This window comes from Symmachiella macrocystis, from assembly GCF_007860075.1.
Taxonomy (GTDB): Bacteria; Planctomycetota; Planctomycetia; order Planctomycetales; family Planctomycetaceae; genus Symmachiella; species Symmachiella macrocystis.
On the sequence record NZ_SJPP01000002.1, the window covers coordinates 51,176 to 69,217 of the forward strand.

The window sequence follows — 18,042 nt, forward strand, 5'->3', positions numbered from 1 at the left end:
CTTTCTCGCCAAGAAAATACGCAGGCTTGTCGAACTCCAGCGAAATGTCAGCCCGTCCGTTCGAATGATCTGTATTCGAAACCGGAATTTCACTACGCGTTGAAGTTTCGCTATTCTTGGGTAATTCGCGCGGAGCATCTGGTTCCTGGACGGGGACTTTTGGGTCCGCTGCTGCATCCTCAGGTGCGAATGTTTCCTCGCTCCCCGTTCAAAACCCTCTTCGAACCAATATCTCTTTGTGCAAAGAGATGTTGGAGCCGTTAACCGCCCTAAGGCATGAAACGAGCGAACGTTACGGCGTGAGCGGGGCAGGGGAGGCGACGCGAAATCAGCTTCGGGCGACAAAATCGAATGTCGCGCGCGCGATTTTTGGTTAACAGAAATCTCTCTCTTTGCGTTAACCGGAGGGAAGCGCCAAAACCTTTGACCCATTGGTTAACAGCTTGCGCGACAAAGAGAGGTTTTCCAACGTTCGACACCCCCCGTTTTCGGCGCCGATTCGTTGCGATCGGCATCTCAGCGGGGTACAAAAACAATGCTATCTCCCAACTCAACAACACGTTATCGAAATCACAGGCAGGTACAGGATGTCCCGGCTGTTTCACCCGCTGTTGCTGCTCATCGCGAATGCTTCCGAGCACAGATTGGCCAAACACGTCCAATACTTGAAGGAAGAACTGTCGATCCTCCGCGCTCGTATCCCCGGCGAAATTCACACCAAGCCGGAGGAGCGCGCTCGGTTGCTGAAATTCGGGAAACCCCTCGGGAAAGACATTGGCCGCTTGATCAGCATCGTCACCCCCAGCACGTTTCATCGATGGGTCCGGGAGGAGCGACGTGGCCACAAGCCGGCCAAACCGGGGCGACCCCGAAAACGACAAGTACTCCGCGAACTGGTCCGCAAGATCGCTCGCGAAACCGGCGTCGGCTACACCCGCATTCTTGGAGAACTGCGGCGACTCGGCATCAATCGGATCTGCCGGCAAACGGTCCGCAACATCCTCAAAGAGGAGGGGATCGACACCTCGCCCAAGCGGTCTCAAGGTTCTTGGGAGCAGTTCATCAAGATCCACGCTAAAACGTTGTGGGCTTGTGACTTCTTTACGCAGCGCATCATCACACCGAGGGGTCTTGTAAACTATTTCCTGCTGGTCTTCATCAACGTCGAGACCCGTGAAATCTTCGTAACGAATTCCACGGCGCATCCCGATTCGGCGTGGGTCACGCAGCAGGCACGCAATTTTTTGATGCACACCTCGGATTATGACGACAAGCCGGCCTGCCTGATCCGCGATCGCGACACAAAGTTCACGGCAAGTTTCGACGATGTGTTCAAAGCCGAGGGAGTGAAGGTCAAGGTTCTGCCGGTGCAAAGCCCCAACCTGAATTCGCGTTGCGAGCGGGTCATTCAGAGCATCAAGCACGAATGTTTGGACAATTTTCTCGTCTTTGGCGAGCAGCACTTGAACTACCTCATCCGTGAATACGTCCGATACTACAACGACGATCGCGCCCATTCGGCCTGTGGCCATCTGCCGCCGTCATGCGCAGATCCGCCAACGGAGAACAATACGATCGTACTCAATGACATCGTCCGCTGCGAACGACTCGGCGGATTGATTCAGTGGTACGAACGCGCCGCGTAACTTTTATCGTTGTTGCTAATGTTCACCTCTGTGATCTCCGTGCGCGCTTGTCCGAAAAACCAAACGGATTGAAATCCAATTAGCCGCTGGTTACGATCATTTCCTACAACAGTTCTTCCACGTGTTTTTCTCGCGAACCTCCTTTTGGTGTTCGACTTCCGTCCATCATTGTTTTTAGACCGCGCGGTAAGTCCCATTCTCTGGGCTTAACACAATGCGGTCATGTCCCCACTTATCACCTGTTCCAGCGTGTTCAATACTTTCCACTGTTCAAATCGTCCAATTACCGCCAGTATGTGGGTCAATGATACCCGTATGCTTAATGAAGAGAACTTTTCCGACGTGATTTCCAAACGAAGATGGTCGGAATAAGCAGTAACTTCCGGCAGGAATTGACGGCTCCATCGCATCGCCATGTACCTTTGCAACAAACATACCAGTCTCAAATTCCGGTTGCCCGTCCCATTGAATTAAGTCGGTGGTCCAAGAACCGCCAGCAAGCAATTGCTGCTTGTCGGAATTGGTGGCCATAATACGCAAGCTCGTGAGCGGAACGCACGTCTTCAATGGCTCGGCGTAAGTCGCATCAACGATCTCAAACGGCAGGCCGGTATCGAGGTCAGCGTGATTCGCCAAGATGGCCCGCAGATCTGCGATCTCGTCGCAGATTTCAAACTCCCATTTCCCGTACCGGCCAAGATTGCTCACCGCCGCACACCATTTCCGCGCCGCTGCATTCTTGGCGGGAACGAGATCTTCGTTGTACACACGGCCGCCGAGTCCCTTGGTTTCCAGCATGACGTTGACGCCACCACACAGTCGGACGAGAAAGTCCGGAATGTAGTGCCGGATCCCTAACGCTTAATTTAGGAAGAAATAAATTTTGTCGCCCACGCTGTTAACCGCAGAGCCACCCAAAACCAGAGAGTTCGAGAGTTTGCAACGGGATCCAATCCAAAAACCCACTTTCCGGAACGGACCCCAATCCAGACGTTTCGAACCAGAGAGTTTTGCCCAGTAAGGCCTCGCGCCCCAAACCCTTTGACCACGTAAGGATATACGCAAAAACGCCGTAGCTCTCGCTACGGCGTTCGTCGTTAACCAGTGGGGAGCAAAAGTTCGCTCCCCGAATATTAGCTCCCCGACTAGGACTTGAACCTAGAACCTAGCGGTTAACAGCCGCTCGCTCTACCGATTGAGCTATCGGGGAGTATCTGGCAACGTGGTGTGTTGCCGAGACTTGATTTAGATCATACTGGTAGTGAATCTTATCGCGGGAATCAAGTGTGGTGCGAGTGATTTTGTGGGATTTCACTCGAATCTGCCCGTTCGATGTCCGAGTGGGGGATTTTAGACGCTTGGTGGCTCAAACGAATCAGCCTGCTTTGCTGTGTCCCGCCGTGTTGGACGATTGTGTTGCAGCTTAGGCTGGGTCTCCCGCCGCTGCTTCGCGCGCTTTTTCTAGGATGACACAATTGCCTTGCTCGTTGTATTCAATCTTACTCATAAACGCCTGCATCAGCATGATACCACGGCCGCTGGGGCGTTCTAGGTTTTCGTCTGCTGTTGGATCAGGGACGTCGTTCACCTGAAAACCCGGCCCTTCGTCTTCGATTTCCACGCGGAGCATCGTCGAGTCGACCCATCCTTCGACGCGGACCTGTTTTGAGAGATCCGAGCGATTGCCATGTTTGATGGCGTTGACCAATGCCTCTTCCAACGCCAATCGGACGCCAAAGATGTCACGTTCAGAGAATCCGCGCTCCTGCAACTTCTGGATGATGGTTTCTTGAACCTTCAATCCAGCGGCAGTCTCGCTGGGAATATTGAACAAAAATTCTTCGGCGCGCGACATGTCGTTTGTGGAGGACATGGTCTAGGAGATGCTCAGGTGAAATTGCCGACATCGGCACAGTCGCGACAGTGTAACAGGATGCTTAAGATGGGGTCAAACGCAGTTTTTCCCAGGAAGCAGCCCCCGGTGAGAATGGGAAACAGGCATGCTAGCTGCCGTTATAATCCCGCTAACGCGTCATCCTGCGTATCGCGAATATCAAACAGTTTGTTGAGACGCGTAATCTCGAAGACTTCCAGGATTTCCGGTCGAATGCAGCAAAGTCGCAAATGGCCGCGAGCTGCTTTGACCTTCTTGTCCAAGGTAATCAACTTCCCCAAGGCAGCACTGGAGAGGTATTCGACGTTGGTGAAGTCGAGCACGATGCGTGATCGCCCGTCATCGTCGACGAGATTGAACAATTGATCGCCGATCACCTGGATATTGGCCTCGTCGAGAATCTTCTTGTCAGTGAAGCTCGCGACGGTGACCTCACCGATTTCTTCGACGACGATTCTACGTTGTCCAGTTGCCATCTGCATCATTCCTCATGAATTCATTAAAAACGCCCGGAGAACGCCATTTTGGCTGCAACGGAAAGTATCACACAACTTCGCCCCCGATACCTCCGAGGCAACACAAATCTTCAGTCCCAACTACAAAACATAAGCGCCCCGATTCACGAAAACCGAGCCCGTGGGGCGTCTTGCAAAAGGAACCGGTCGTTCAGTTCTACTCGATCATCCCGGTTCTCGATTCACCTGTCAAGCGTTTTTCGCATTCCACCTCAATTCCCTCGTCGAAATCTGCGCGTCGTAACGACTGGAGAATTCTCGCTTTTCCTCATGCCCCACTAAAATGCACCGCTACCAGGGCCAGCTGCTTTTTACTCGTTCACACCAGGCCAAATCGCTGCGTCTTCGCCATCCAGGCGGAGGGTGAGGCACTTGGCGCTGCCTCCGGCCTTGATGAACTCCCCCAATTCTGTGTGATGAGGCTCATAACCCCGGTCCTGTAAATCGCGTTCGAGTTCCGGGCAACCGGTATTCAAAACCACCTTTCGACCGATGACCACGGCATTGCACGCAAATCGTGCCGCTTCGGACTCGCTGACCGGAATCAAGTTTTCGACATGCGCCGAAATTGCCGCCTGGGCGTAATCATCAAATGCCGGTGGATAATAGATGGCCTCGTTGGCGCTGAGCGGACAAAAACAGGTATCGAGGTGATAATAGTGCTCGTCCAGCAATTGTAGCGGAATCACACGGCACCCAATCTGGCCCGCTAACCATTGCATCGCCCCTGCATCGCTCCGAATGAGATATCCGGCAAATAACGTTTGGCCACAAAACAGTGCGTCGCCGGCTCCTTCAAAAGACCACGCTCCGGTCATCGGAACCGTCTCGAAGCCGACGGATTGAAACCAAGCCTCGTCCAACGGTGTTTCCCCTTGCCGCGCCTCATGGCGAAATTGCGAGAGGTAAACGGTATTGTTCCAGACCAATCCCGCATTGGCCGTGAAGACCAAATCGGGCAAGCCCTGCGCGGGGGGCATTAGTCGGATTTCGGCGCCCACTTCTTCCAACAGGTCGCGCAACGCATGCCATTGTTGCTGTGCTAGCTTGGAATCACTGGCACGACTGCGGCTCATCCAAGGATTGATCTCGTACTCGATCCCGTAGAAGTCCGGCGGGCACATCAAAATGGTTGGGGCTGAGAATTGGCTCACGAAGAATCCGTTCCTGAGAAAATGAGGAATGCCAGTAGAGTACATCCTAAGTCGTCCAGCGGAATTGAATCATGTCTACCGGGTGTTGTGCAAGAGGGAGTGCACAGATGGCAGATCGCCGCACTCCTAGCTAGCGGCCCGCGTGCTCAGCCCTGTCGACATCAAGCCGTGAGCACACGCCGAGCGATGGACGCCAGTTGTGCTGCGTGTCATAATCACAATCATGCGACAGGATGCAGCCCGGTCGACAAATCAGAAGAAACTCTTTGCGTTAGGAATACAAAAATATGCGTAGCGATTGGATCAAGCACTTCTTTCTTGTTGCGGCTATCCCGTTGTTGACAGCTTCAGTTTTCGCTGAAGACCCAGACTTCACAGCGCCGGCCGAATATGTCGGTCCCCCGAAACCGCTACATGCTGCTACCAACCGGGCATTTCAAGGCATTCCCAGCATGGCTGTCACCCCCGGTGGTCGCTTATGGGCAACGTGGTATGCAAGTAAGACGCCGGGTGAAGATGCGAATAACTACGTTGTGCTGAGCACGAGTGGCGATCAGGGTGCGACCTGGCAGGAAGTCTTGGTAGTTGATCCCGATGAAGAAGGTCCCCTGCGCACATTTGATCCCGAATTGTGGATGGCTCCCGACGGCAAACTGCGGCTTGTCTGGGCACAGTCGATCGGTCACGACGGCACGGTCGCTGGGGTGTGGTTTCTGGAAACCGATGAACCGGAATCCGCCCAACCCACGTGGGAAAAGCCCGTCCGCGTGACCGATGGCGTCATGATGTGCAAACCAACCGTGTTGACATCGGGCGATTGGGCCTTACCCGCTTCGACATGGCGAAAAACCGACAACAGCGCAAAGATGGTGGTCTCCGATGACCAAGGAAAAACGTGGTCCATTCGCGGTGGGTGTAACGTCCCGCCCAAAGTTCGTGCATTTGACGAACATATGTTTGTCGAGCGGACTGATGGATCGCTTTGGTTGCTGGTCCGGACCCGATACGGTATCGGTGAAAGCGTCTCAACCGATGGCGGCGCAACTTGGCCCGAATTAACCCCCTCAGCCATCGCCCATCCCAGTGCACGGTTTTTTATCTCGCGGCTGAATTCCGGGAACTTGTTGTTGGTCAAACATGGACCGATCGACCAACCCACTGGCCGCTCCCACTTGACGGCCTTTCTCTCGACCGACGACGGTAAGAGTTGGAGCAATGGCTTTCTCCTCGACGAGCGGGCGGGTGTCTCCTACCCGGATGGCCAACAAACTCCCGATGGCCTGATCCGCATCATTTACGACTACAGCCGCACCGGCGACCGGAATATTCTGATGGCCACCTTCCGCGAAGAAGACGTTGCCGCGGGGAAACCCGTTTCTAAAGACGTAAAATTACGGCAAGTGGTTAGCAAAGCTTCCGGCGGCATGAAAAAAGCGAAGCCGTAACGAAAATGCAGGCTCTCCTGCAGGGTAGGGGAGCCCGACCCATTTTTTGCCACGAAAACCCCACATATTGCCCCAGCGTGTTATAATCGGCGGAGGTTCAATACCAGGGTATTTTCACTCACGCTTTCTCGGAGCACTTTCCCTCATACGTAAATTCAAGGGACTTGAGGCTTATGAATAGTCGTTACATTGCAGTCGCACTCGTCACCATTTCTAGTCTGGCCCTCACGGCAGCCGCCCAAGCTGATGGGAAACTGACCTCCGTCGGCCGCGGCAAGGACAAAATCCCGCTGCTGGTTGTGAAAGGCACGCCGTATGAAATGGGGCGACAGCAAGGCGAATTGATCAAGCCGCAAGCCACAGAATTCATCTCTCACATCCTCAAGAGCATTCAAGCTGCCGACTCAGAGCGCTTTACTGACCGCGCACTGGACGAAGCCTGGGCCGCCAGTGCCAAACACACCGACCCACGGTTTCAAGAAGAACTCAAAGGGCTGGCCGCAGGAAGCGGACTCTCGTTGAAACTCCTGCAACGGGCGCACGCGATTCCGATGATCGCCGATTACTCCTGCAGCAGCATTTCCGCCTGGGGCAAAGCGACCAAGGACGGACACCTGTACCAGACACGCAACCTGGACTGGGAAATGGGGCTGCGTGCCCAAGAATTCCCGCTGATCGTCGTCTACATTCCCGACGAGGGGATTCCGCACGTCAACATCACGTTCGCCGGTTGCATCGGTTCCAACACGGGCATGAATGCCGCTGGAATCGTACTCTCAGAAATGGGCGACTCACCTTCCAGCGACTATCCCTTCGACTTCAATGGCGTCCATTTCACAACGCTGTTTCGCAATGTGCTGTACGACGCGAACGGACTGGATGAGGCGGTCGATATTTTCAAGAACGCCAAACGCACCAAGAAATACCACTACGTTGTCGGCGACGGAAAAAATGGTCGCGCAGTGAAAATGTTGGCCCACGCTCCGAATCTGGTCATTTGGGAAGACAACGATGCCACAGATGAATTGGCGCCGCAGGTTCTCAAGGACATCGTCTATCAAGACGAAGGCCGCGGCGCATTCCAGCCGTTGAAAAAAGCGTACGGAAAAATCGGCTCACAAGAGATGATTGATCTGGCCTGCAAGATTCCGATCAAAGGGGCCAACGTCCTCGACGTGGTCTACGATGCCACCGCCTTGGAGTTCTGGGTGGCCTACGCCGAAAAAGACGAAAACGCCTACGAACGGCCATTCGTGCACGTCAAACTCAAAGACTATTTGGATTGAGGCGTCTTTCAGATTTGAAATCTGCGAGCAAAGCGGATCGCGCGGCGGTCCGTTTTTTTAACGGCGGATCCGCATTTAAAACATGATGCGGTCGGCCGGGAAGACCGGGCCTTCGACGCAGGTGCGGCGGTAGTCCCATTCGCCGTCATCCATTCGCACGCGCGTTACGCAACTAAAACAGGCTCCGAAACCGCACGCCATGGGCGATTCGAGTGAAACGTATCCCGGCACACCGGCAGCGGCGAGGATTTCACTGACCGCATGCATCATCGGCTCTGGGCCGCAGCAATACACTACCGTTGGCGGATCCTCCCCGGCCAAGGCTTGACTCAAAAGTTCGGTCACCAAACCGTGATGTCCTTGCGACCCATCGTCGGTCGCCACCCGCACCTCGATGCCGGCCCGTTGGAAATCCTCAAGACCGGCTAGGTATTCAGCTGAACGCGCGCCGTAACACAGCGTAACGGCCGACGGCAATTGTTCTGGTTGCCGTAGCGGTTGGCCGTAGGTTTTTTGACCCAATGCTTCTTGCCCGACGGCCAAAAACGGTGTCTGGCCGATTCCGCCGGCAACCATCATCAACCGCCCCTCTGAGGGCAGCGGAAATCCATTGCCCAGCGGCCCCCAGACTTGCAGTTGTTCGCCCGCGGTCCATCCGCTCATCAGCGACGTCATTTTGCCGATGACCGCATACACCACATCGATCCCCGCCGGACGACCGGCAGCGTCGAGATACGTGTCATACACCGCAAACGGTCGCCCCAATAACGGGTCGCTGGTTTGCAGTGCGCGGATCATTAAAAATTGGCCCGGAAAAATCTGCGACGCCAATTCCGGAGCGGCAATGCGCACCAAATACGTGTCGCGGGCCAATTCCCGTTGCTCGACGACCGTCGCCGTTTCTTGGACGGCGGTCGGCACCATACCGGGTAGCAGATTGTCAGGCGCTTGTTCGATCATCGGCGTCGACTTTTCGTAGCCTTTTGTTGAGGACGTTTTTTCGCAGCTGGGGCGGCTTTCCCTTTCACGGGGGAGGAGCGCTTCCCTTTTGCCGGAGCTGCGCTTTTGCTCTTTGCTGGAGCAGTCCGTTTGCCCTTCGCTGGGGCGGCATGTTTGCGAGGCGGCCGACCGCTGCGGGTCTCACGTTTTGTTTCCAGCAAAGCTTCGAGTTGTTTGACCTCGTGCGGCGTCAGCGTTCGGTGTTCACCCAAATTGACTTTGCCGAGTTTGATCGGGCCAAACTGGATCCGCCGTAATTTCATCACCTTGTGCCCCAACCGCGCCAACAACCGGCGAATTTCCCGATTGCGGCCTTGGTTGAGCGTCAATTGTAACACCGCCGTCTTGCCCTTAACCCGCACGCGTCGTGCCCGGTCTACGCGAAAATATCCTTCGGAGAACCGCAGGCCTTCCCGCATTTGCCGCAAAATATCGGGCGTCGGGATTCCAGCGACTTGAACCTCATAAACACGAGAGACACGATACCGTGGATGCGCCAGGCGATTTGCGAATTCGCCGTCGTTGGTCACCAAGATCAGCCCTTCGCTGTTTTCGTCCAAACGGCCAACCGTAAACAGACGTTGCTTCGCTTTGGGGAACAAATCGATGACCCGCCGCCGTCCCGCCGGGTCGCTATGCGTGCACAAAAACCCAGTCGGTTTGTTCAGCACATAGTAGACCTTTTTCTCGACACTCACGGTTTCGCCGTCGAGTTGAATCTTCTGCTTGGCTGGGTCAACCCGCTGGCCCAATTCGACCACGGTTTTCCCGTCCACGGTCACCCGGCCGCTTTGAATAAACTCCTCACAATGCCGCCGCGACCCAAATCCAGCCGAGGCCAACACCTTCTGCAGTCGCACCTGTGAGTCGTCGCCTTGCGGCGTTTTCAACGTGGGAGTCGTCCGTTGGGTCCGAGTTTTACGCCGAGGAGAGGCCATTTCACCGCCTTAATACATGTCCGCCCCACAAAACCGAGAGGCCCGTGCACAGGTTTACACGCCCAGCGAAGCATTTACAAGGCTGTGTGAGCGATGCGGTGTCACGCTAGTCAATCAAAGCGTCCAACGCAGCTCCAGATCCTCTTCATCTCCCATAAACTCAAGTAACAACGCCGTCAATTCAGGTTGATCCGGATACGGACCCAATTCGAGCATAAACTTGTGTAAATAGAAGTCATTACTCGAATCAATAAGATCAAGGAAGTCACGAATCAGCGTCTGCAATTGAGGACGCGTTAACGTCCCGAGCAATTCACCCGTCTCGTTATTAAATACCCGAAAACCAGGACGGTAGGGCAATTGCTCCGCGGGACATGACAAGGGCGGCTCGCGCAGCAATTCCGGATAGTCCGCCCCATTGACCGCTCGTAATTCGGCCAGTTGACGGCGACGCCGCTTTGTACGTTTTTCTTGGCAGACATATCCAATATTCCAGAATAAAAATCCAGGAACGAACCAGATCGGTGAGTTCATCCAGACGAAAAGTCCCATACACAAAGCAAAGCCCGAAAGGCTAATCACCTCCAGAAGAGATCGCCCATCTTCACGCCCCTCGGATATCTCAAGAATGCCGCCAATTGCCGTAATAGCCACGAACAAAAAGAAAAATAGGCTGAAGTAAAAGTGCGGCATGTCTCCATCTCCTCAACAGAGGCTTCGTGTTCCATAATGACACAACGAAGATCTGCCACTCGTGGATCACGATCCTTGCCGGAAAACGACCACAAATCTGCTTGGGGATAACGTGCAACCATCCGCTAATCAAACGTCCTATTCAGCCTCTGATCAACGACTCTCTTTCCCACCTAGACATTGGAACATGCAGCTCTTTTTTGATCCGTGTTTGATCGGTGTTCCATCCGTGGCTAAGCAGTCACTAAAGAACCGCGTTTGCTGTTACAACTGGAAATATCGTTCCATTTGACAATTGCAATCCAGAGAAAACCGCACAGGTGCTACTGCACCACGACTCACAGGCTCGTTCAGTGCGCATCGACTGGACGTGAGTGGAGTGGTAAGCAAAGGTTTGACACTTTCGTAGACGGAAGTCGATCGAATTGGAATCAGCCGGGACTCCGGTCACCGCCGGTCGGCCTGCAAATATCACCATTGCTTTCAGATACCTGCCGATTTCCAGGAGCAGTTCCCCATGAATTCTTATACAGCAATCCGCGGCTGTTTCTTCGACTTCATCGACGATCCTTGGAAGCAACTGGGAAATGACCAAGCAGCCGCTCGGTTTGAACGGGACGGTCTGCTGGTCATTGAAGAGGGTATTATCCGCGATTTTGGCCCCTATGCTGATTTGGCCGAGAAGTATTCCGGTGTGCCGCTGACTCATATCCGCGACCGAATGATTCTCCCCGGGTTCATCGACGGGCATATTCACTTCCCCCAGACGCGCGTCCTGGGAGCCCACGGAGCGCAGTTGCTCGACTGGCTACAAACTTCGATTTTTCCCGAAGAGGAAAAATACGCAAACCGCGATTACGCCGAGGAAGCAGCAGAGCATTTCTTTCACGCATTACTGGCCGGCGGAACGACCACCTGCCAAGCTTTCACCACGAGCAGTCCCGTCTCGACTGAGGTTTTTTTCGAAGCGGCTGCGCGGCGACAGATGCGTGTGATTGCCGGGCTGACAGGTATTGATAAATTTGCTCCACCGGACACGTTGATCTCCGCCGATGACTTTTATCGCGAGAGCAAACGTTTGATCGAGCAATACCACCGCTGCGGTCGAAATCTATACGCCATTACGCCGCGATTTGCCGTGGGCTGCACCGATGCGATGTTGTCCTACGCCGGACAGTTGAAGCGGGAGCACGAAGACTGCTGGATCAATACGCACATCAGTGAGAATCCAACCGAAGTCCGTGCCGCCCGGACTGAGTTCCCTGAATGCTCGGACTACACTGCGGTGCACGAGAAACATGGATTGCTGGGGGCCAAGTTTACGGCCGGACATGGCATCTGGTTATCGAATGACGAATTCCGCCGATTCTCCCAAGCAGGAGCCGCCTTGGCCTTCTGCCCGATGTCGAATCTGTTTTTGGGGAGCGGGCTGTTTCGACTTGGCCGGGCCTTGGATCCGGAACACCCGGTGCGGTTGGCGCTCGGCAGTGACATGGGAGCAGGCAATGCATTCAGTCTGATTCGGGTGCTCGACGAAGCCTACAAGGTCGGGCTCTGCAATAACACGATGCTTGATGGTTCAGTGAATCCTCTCCAGCAAGATCTTGCCGAGGCTGAACGCAACAAGCTGAATCCATTCCGAGCCTTTTATCTGGCCACGTTAGGGGGAGCACGGGCGCTTTACCTTGATGATCTACTAGGGAATTTTCAGCTGGGCAAAGAAGCTGATTTCGTCGCCTTAGACTGGACGGCCGGTCAGCAAGCCATCAGCTGGCGCCAGTCGCTCACCACGAAATCTGGTAGTCCCGCGACGATTGATGAGGCTGCTGAACTTCTGTTTGGTATCATGGCACTGGGCGACGACCGTTCCGTGGCAGAGACCTGGATCGCCGGCCAATGCGCCTATCGCAAGGAAACAACAAGCACATCGCGAGACGCAACACCTCCACTCCCGTTGGTGGCGCCGCAGGAGACTTTCGTGAATCCGCAACACTCGCCCGCGAGTGCAAAACTGTAGAAAGAACCCAGCCATGAGTACCGTCTGTACTTCCGACATCGACGTACGGCCTGCAGAAGCCTCGATGGTGATTGTGCATCAAGTTCCGCCGCAGTTGGCCGATCGGTTTGTGGAACTGCAAGAGGAAATCACAGTTGCCGCCAAACAGGCGCCTGGTTACGTGAAAACCCAGGTTTATCCGCCTGCCGCTACGGATTCCAACCAGTGGGTCGCCGTGATGACCTTTGCGGATCAGGACAGCCTAAATCGCTGGTATGAATCCTCGGAAAGAATTGACCGGGCAGCGAAGATCAGTGAAGAGATCGGGGAGTTCTCGGTCAAAAAAATGCCAACCGGTTTCGGAGCGTGGTTCGCGCGACTTGACGACGATGCCGCCAGCGACCAACTGCCAGGGTGGAAGATGGTCATGGTCGTGCTGTTGGCTTTATATCCAACCGTGATGCTCACAACGGCTTTTGTTAATCCGTGGCTTTCCGGCTTGGGGTTGGCGGTTACGATATTGCTGGGCAACATTTTGAGCGTCAGTCTGTTGCAATGGGTCCTCATGCCCCAACTGACGAATTTCATGCAACGCTGGCTGAGAACCCCGTTTGCTCAAGCTCCACTGCTCAACATCGGTGGCGTCCTCGGCATCACCGCGCTACTTCTCGGCTTCACAATGCTGTTTCGCCTAATCACGGGCTAATTGCAGGCAGAAGCCATCGTAATAGGCCAGCGAGCAACAGGCCGTTTATGATTAAAACGCTGATTGCGAATCATCAACGATTTAGCAAGTGCAGATTCGCGATCGTGATTCCCGAGAACATCGAGCCCACAATCCCTAAGTACCCTTGATCTGTGCCGCACAGATACAGGTTTTCGAGATGCGTCGTGCCGTCGAGGCGTTTTTGCGGAGCGCCGTAGACGCAACCGTTCACGTGGCCGGTGAAGTGCTTAATGGTTTTGGGCGTAAAGACATCCGTATCCAATGCCTTGCCGCGGTAATCCGGGATGTACTTCGCGGCGGCGGCGACCATGCGATCGAACCACTGTTCTTTTTGCTGCCGGTATTCGTCTTCGGGCAACGACATCCAGTAGTCCCCATTCGCCAGTGCCGTTAGGCGGATAATCCCTTCGGGGAGCGGTTCGTCGTATTGGAAATTGTTCGGGCAGCAGATAATCCCGCTCCGCAAATCGCAGGGCGTATCGGGGCTCTCATAATGGAACCGCTCGGAATCGCAATAAAAGATGATCGTTTCCGTATGCCCCAAATCAGCCGGTTGTTCTTCGATGATCATTTGACCTTCGACGAATGTCACATTCCCCGGATCCTCGGCGGTGAGAATCTCTTGCTGGCCGGCACAGAGGTTCATCGTCTCCACATAACCAGCTGAGGAGAGGACTTTGTCGGCTGTGATTTCCGTGCCGTCATCTAAGACGACCCCCACAGCGCGTTCGCCATCAAGTTGGATCGCTGCTACGCCCGCGCGTAGTTTTAACTCGCCCCCCTGCGATTTGTACTTCCGCACCAACGCTTTTAGAATTGGGCGGATGCCTTGTAGCGGGCGGCAAAAGCCTTCGTGAAAAATGCTCTTGAACATGATCACGAATTGATGGAAGTCCATGTCCCGCGGACTGGCGCTGCCGTAAAACATGATCGGGCACAGGATCATGTCGATCAATTGCGGGTCGGTAATGGATTCGCCCATCACTTGCCGAGCGGAGAGATGCTGTTGGTCAAGCGGCAAGTCGTCGTGCGCTTCGATCCGCTGGAGCAGTTTTTGGAAACCGTCAATTTGTGCGGGAAAGGCATCGGCGACTTGATCGACGAACAACTGCAGTTCGTTCGAAAATCGCAACCGGGTCTCCCCGAAAGCGACGAGCGATTCGACCTGCGGGCGGAGGTCGAAGTCATCCCAGCGAAAGCGAAGTTGCCGCAAGACGCGGCTCAACGGTCCGACCTTGCTGCCCGGCGGCGCGAAATTCGTCACCGCATGCATGCCGACGTCGTAGTTGCGGTTGCGTAACCGATAAAACGAATTCAGCCCGCCGATCGTGGTGTGCCGTTCGAGCACGCACACGCTCTGCCCGTAATAAGCCAGCCGGATTCCCGCCGCCAGCCCGGACATGCCGGCTCCGATGATGACGGTATCGTAATGCACGGCAATTTCAGCAACGATTTCACAAAGAGAAATGGCTTGAGAGATTCAACGAAAATCACATCGACGGGTGCCACTGCTAGCTGGTCCAGCACTGATTTACCAAAGACCTGACAGACAGACATTCCGCCCGTGGCACCCTGTCATATGAATAGATTTCGTTACGCGGGGCTTTGAATATCGCGCATCAACGGGGTGAGGTAATTGACCGTACCGTCCATCGTGTCGAGATGAATGTAGTCGTCCTCGGGAATTTGCACGCGGTATTGTTTGCGCAATTCCATCACGATGTCGAGAAAGTCCATGCTGTCGAGTTCGATTTGTTCGCGAAACGAAACAGAATCGTCCAATTCCGACAGGTCCTCGTCAGGCACGATACGGGTTAAGATTTCCAGGATCGCTTGCCTGATTTCTTCCGGATTCATTCAACAGCTCCAAATTCCTATTATGTCGTGTCGTTTTGGCACGCGCCTGTGGTCACGGGACCGAGGTCTTCGCAAGGGACCTTCTCTCTAACCCGCTTGATACCGTTTCACGATCAACACCGAATTGATGCCTAGCATGCCGAAGGAGTTATTCAAAATCACGTCCACTTTGTCGAGTTGACGCGGTGTATTGGCGACAATTTGAGGCAACCCGCACTTCGGGTCCAAATTGTCGACGTTGATTGTAGCGTGGGCGATGCCGTCCTGAAAGGCAGGCAGATTTCCCGCCAATTCCAAAGCCCCAGCCGCCCCCATGGCATGCCCGATAAAACTCTTCGTATTGTTGATCGCCACGTTGGGAAAATCACCAAATACGGCTGAGAGTGCTTTGCATTCCTCGATATCGCCCTGTTCGGTCGCCGTCGCATGGCTGCTGACAATGTCGATATCCCCCGGGCCAAGCTCCGCACGGGAGAGTGCCAACCGAATGCACTCCGCCTGTCGCGTGGCATTGGGCAGCACAAAGTCAGTGGCATCGGTATTCATCGCATAGCCCACGATTTCGCCGTAAATCGTCGCGCCGCGAGCCAGTGCGTCAGGCAGGCGTTCCAGCGTGCAGAGGCACCCTCCTTCGGAGACCACGATCCCGTTTCGATCCGTGTCAAACGGCCGCGAAGCCTTCGAAGGGTCCTCATGCTTGGCCAAGGCGCCTTGGCTGGCAAAACTGGCGAAAATCCCGAATGTGTGAATGCTTTCTGAGGAACCGCCGGCAATCGCCAGATCAACTTCCCCCAACCGCAGCATCTGCAGTCCCTGAATGAATCCGGCGTTCCCCGCTGCACAAGCGGCGCCAATTGTGTAATGCGGGCCGGTGATCCCCATGCTCAGCGCGACTTCGCCGGCGGGGTTGTTGGCCACGGTCCGCGGATTGTGGTGGTGGGACCAAAATTTGGTGTCGTAGTCGAACTGAGAGATCTCGTGGATCTCGTTTTCCGTTTCGACGTTGCCGTGCTCCGTAATGCCGATATACACGCCCACGCGGTCCTTGGGCACCGTCTCCCAATCCAATCCGCTCTTGGCGATCGCTTCCTGAGCACAGTAGATCGAAACGGATCCCGCTCGCGTGCCCCGGCGAACCTCTTTGCGGCGCTGGTAACGTGTTTCATCGAATTGGCAGACGCCCGCTAGAACATCACCGACGTAACGAGTCTCATAAGGAACGACGCCAGAAACCCCGTTGAGCAAATTTGCTCGGTATTCATCGAGATCGTTTCCGTTCGGAGCGGTCAAGCCGATCCCGGTGATCACGATCCGGTCGTTTCTGTGATTTGCTGAGGACATGGGGCGGAATCATTCGTCGCTTCGGAGACGTCACTTTTGAGACAAACATCATGGCAGTCGCTACGCTCCCTGCCGTGGGCGCGTGGTCACAACCACCACCATGAGGGATGGCACGTGTGAACTGCCATGCAAGCCCCGATGTAACTAATTAGCTATCATCAAGTTGCGGTGACGATTCGAGGCAAATTGGGTCGAGGCAAAACATTAGCGGCGACCGTCAACATTTTCAACGGATCGACGCTCATTTGGGATAGGAGATTAGCGGTTTCAGAGACCGCCCGCAAGGGGACGGAGTCGTGTTTGGAGGGAACTTCAACTAAGAAAAAGCCGCAGCAGATGCTCAATCCACGACTCGGAACTGTGTTGTGTGAGACATCAGTTGTGGTCCACCGATGCCCTGAATCTAGACTGCCGAATCGTTCCAGAGCCCGGAAGCTGCGAACCGGTCTTGCGTTGATTGGCTGTCTATAGATAATCCGCCGTCAATCCAGGAGCGGATGACAAACTGGAGATATCCCGGAAAAATCACCATTCTAAAACCCACCTGCCAGCGTCCGGCAGTTCGTCAACTGGGTCCACAATTCGCAACCGTTTGTTGAATCGGAATCACAAGGATGTGGTGCGGACATTGCCAGGCCAACGTATCCGGCCAAGCGTCGGCGGATCACAAACGCGTTTTGTGCGCTGCTTGTGGTAACGAAATCACGACGACTCGATCACAGCCCGCCGAGGTAAAATCTATGCCGAAGGACCCGCAAGAATTATTGGCACGTTGGGCCAGCGATGAGATTCTGGATCCCTACGGACCGGTGCTGGACAAGGATTCCAACTCTCAATCATCGGCATCACCTGTCGACTATTTGGGGAATATTACCGATGCAGCGGGCGGCGAGGACCTCGACGGGCCATTCGCCATGGCGCGGACGCTGCCGTTGACCACGGACGAATTGACAGCTTCGACACCCGCCAAACGGCCGGTTGCTCCTGTGGAACCGGAGTCTGAAAAGAAACCGCAGACCACGGAACTCCCCCCAGCAACAATCGCCGCAGCAAAACCAACTCCGCCCCAAGACAACGAACCTGCGCCCGTGGATTCCCACCAAGAGACCGCCGAGACGAATCCGCCCGTCGCTCACCAAGTCCAACTTCCCCGCGAGCCGGCAGCCAAGCGGGGTGGTGGGTCGTTGATGGTGTTGGGGCAGATTCTGGCCTACATCGGCGTATTGAGTTTGACCATCGGCTCGACGTTTGTTCTATGGGGATTTTTCGGGGACAAGCCTCATTATACTCCGATGGGTTGGCTGGTGCTGACCGCCGGCCAAATGCTGCTGTTCTTGGGAATCGTTACGATTGTCTCCGGAGGCATCGAACAAACGACCTCCACCGTCGACATCCAGTTCACAGCATTGAATGAACAGATCCTCCGCATCGAACAGGCCGTCCACAGCCAAGCTGCGACCTCCCCAGCGGCTACGAGCTCATCGAATCGCGATGACTCGGCACCAGGAGTGGCCGCCTAGCGGCCCCTGATAGCGCGTTTGCAGATTGGCA

General features: G+C 54.9%; 16 protein-coding genes and 1 tRNA gene. 6 read left to right on the top strand and 11 right to left on the bottom strand.

The features are described from left to right. Positions 1-587: 587 nt before the first annotated feature. Positions 588-1,646 carry an integrase core domain-containing protein gene (locus CA54_RS18280; RefSeq protein ID WP_146372456.1) on the top strand — a complete coding sequence of 353 codons (1,059 nt, stop codon included), beginning with the start codon at positions 588-590 and terminating at the stop codon, positions 1,644-1,646. A 270-nt stretch (positions 1,647-1,916) separates the two neighbouring features. Here CA54_RS18280 and CA54_RS18285 read toward each other — a convergent pair whose 3' ends face one another. From CA54_RS18285 to CA54_RS18305, 5 genes are all read right to left on the bottom strand, one after another. Further along, positions 1,917-2,444 (bottom strand): S24/S26 family peptidase, encoded by a 528-nt coding sequence (locus tag CA54_RS18285; protein WP_146372457.1) that lies wholly within the window; start codon positions 2,442-2,444, stop codon positions 1,917-1,919. Between the two features lie 339 nt (positions 2,445-2,783). Beyond that, positions 2,784-2,856: transfer RNA gene (locus tag CA54_RS18290), tRNA-Asn, on the bottom strand. Between the two features lie 213 nt (positions 2,857-3,069). After that, positions 3,070-3,519: an ATP-binding protein gene (locus CA54_RS18295; RefSeq protein WP_231963123.1), complete on the bottom strand. Its 450-nt coding sequence runs from the start codon at positions 3,517-3,519 to the stop codon at positions 3,070-3,072. Positions 3,520-3,659: 140 nt separating this feature from the next. Next, positions 3,660-4,016 carry an STAS domain-containing protein gene (locus tag CA54_RS18300; protein WP_197532591.1) on the bottom strand — a complete coding sequence of 119 codons (357 nt, stop codon included), beginning with the start codon at positions 4,014-4,016 and terminating at the stop codon, positions 3,660-3,662. 350 nt (positions 4,017-4,366) lie between these two features. Then, complete coding sequence (locus tag CA54_RS18305; RefSeq protein ID WP_231963124.1) at positions 4,367-5,209, bottom strand: dimethylarginine dimethylaminohydrolase family protein; 843 nt, start codon at positions 5,207-5,209, stop codon at positions 4,367-4,369. A 287-nt stretch (positions 5,210-5,496) separates the two neighbouring features. Between CA54_RS18305 and CA54_RS18310 the strand changes: the two genes are divergently transcribed. Both CA54_RS18310 and CA54_RS18315 read left to right on the top strand, forming a co-directional pair. Then, entirely contained in the window at positions 5,497-6,654 is a 1,158-nt protein-coding gene (locus tag CA54_RS18310) for a sialidase family protein (protein ID WP_146372459.1), read from the top strand. Between the two features lie 173 nt (positions 6,655-6,827). Beyond that, positions 6,828-7,940, top strand: a complete 1,113-nt coding sequence (locus CA54_RS18315; RefSeq protein ID WP_146372460.1) for a C45 family autoproteolytic acyltransferase/hydolase — start codon at positions 6,828-6,830, stop codon at positions 7,938-7,940. A 75-nt stretch (positions 7,941-8,015) separates the two neighbouring features. Here the strand turns inward: CA54_RS18315 and CA54_RS18320 are convergent, their stop codons facing one another. The 3 genes from CA54_RS18320 to CA54_RS18330 all read right to left on the bottom strand — a co-directional run bounded on the left by CA54_RS18320 (position 8,016) and on the right by CA54_RS18330 (position 10,570). Continuing rightward, positions 8,016-8,900 (bottom strand): dihydroorotate dehydrogenase electron transfer subunit, encoded by an 885-nt coding sequence (locus tag CA54_RS18320; protein WP_197532592.1) that lies wholly within the window; start codon positions 8,898-8,900, stop codon positions 8,016-8,018. Beyond that, entirely contained in the window at positions 8,897-9,877 is a 981-nt protein-coding gene (locus CA54_RS18325) for a pseudouridine synthase (protein WP_146372461.1), read from the bottom strand. Before CA54_RS18325 ends, CA54_RS18320 begins: the two co-directional genes overlap by 4 nt. 114 nt (positions 9,878-9,991) lie before the next feature. Continuing rightward, positions 9,992-10,570, bottom strand: coding sequence for a hypothetical protein (locus CA54_RS18330; RefSeq protein ID WP_146372462.1), 579 nt, complete (start codon positions 10,568-10,570; stop codon positions 9,992-9,994). A gap of 517 nt (positions 10,571-11,087) precedes the next feature. On the opposite strand from CA54_RS18330, the gene guaD reads away from it, so the two are divergent. Both guaD and CA54_RS18340 read left to right on the top strand, forming a co-directional pair. Beyond that, positions 11,088-12,587, top strand: coding sequence for a guanine deaminase (gene guaD, locus CA54_RS18335; RefSeq protein ID WP_146372463.1), 1,500 nt, complete (start codon positions 11,088-11,090; stop codon positions 12,585-12,587). Between the two features lie 13 nt (positions 12,588-12,600). Continuing rightward, positions 12,601-13,272, top strand: coding sequence for a hypothetical protein (locus CA54_RS18340; protein ID WP_146372464.1), 672 nt, complete (start codon positions 12,601-12,603; stop codon positions 13,270-13,272). A gap of 73 nt (positions 13,273-13,345) precedes the next feature. Here the strand turns inward: CA54_RS18340 and CA54_RS18345 are convergent, their stop codons facing one another. The 3 genes from CA54_RS18345 to CA54_RS18355 form a co-directional block, all read right to left on the bottom strand. Then, complete coding sequence (locus tag CA54_RS18345) at positions 13,346-14,728, bottom strand: phytoene desaturase family protein (RefSeq protein ID WP_146372465.1); 1,383 nt, start codon at positions 14,726-14,728, stop codon at positions 13,346-13,348. Positions 14,729-14,886: 158 nt separating this feature from the next. Continuing rightward, positions 14,887-15,150 carry an acyl carrier protein gene (locus CA54_RS18350; RefSeq protein ID WP_145376846.1) on the bottom strand — a complete coding sequence of 88 codons (264 nt, stop codon included), beginning with the start codon at positions 15,148-15,150 and terminating at the stop codon, positions 14,887-14,889. Positions 15,151-15,237: 87 nt separating this feature from the next. Next, the gene (locus CA54_RS18355; protein WP_146372466.1) at positions 15,238-16,491 is read right to left on the bottom strand and encodes a beta-ketoacyl-[acyl-carrier-protein] synthase family protein; all 1,254 of its coding nucleotides are present in this window, start codon (positions 16,489-16,491) and stop codon (positions 15,238-15,240) included. 740 nt (positions 16,492-17,231) lie between these two features. Here CA54_RS18355 and CA54_RS18360 point away from each other — a divergent pair. After that, positions 17,232-18,011 carry a hypothetical protein gene (locus tag CA54_RS18360; RefSeq protein ID WP_146372467.1) on the top strand — a complete coding sequence of 260 codons (780 nt, stop codon included), beginning with the start codon at positions 17,232-17,234 and terminating at the stop codon, positions 18,009-18,011. The last annotated feature ends 31 nt before the right edge of the window (positions 18,012-18,042 follow it).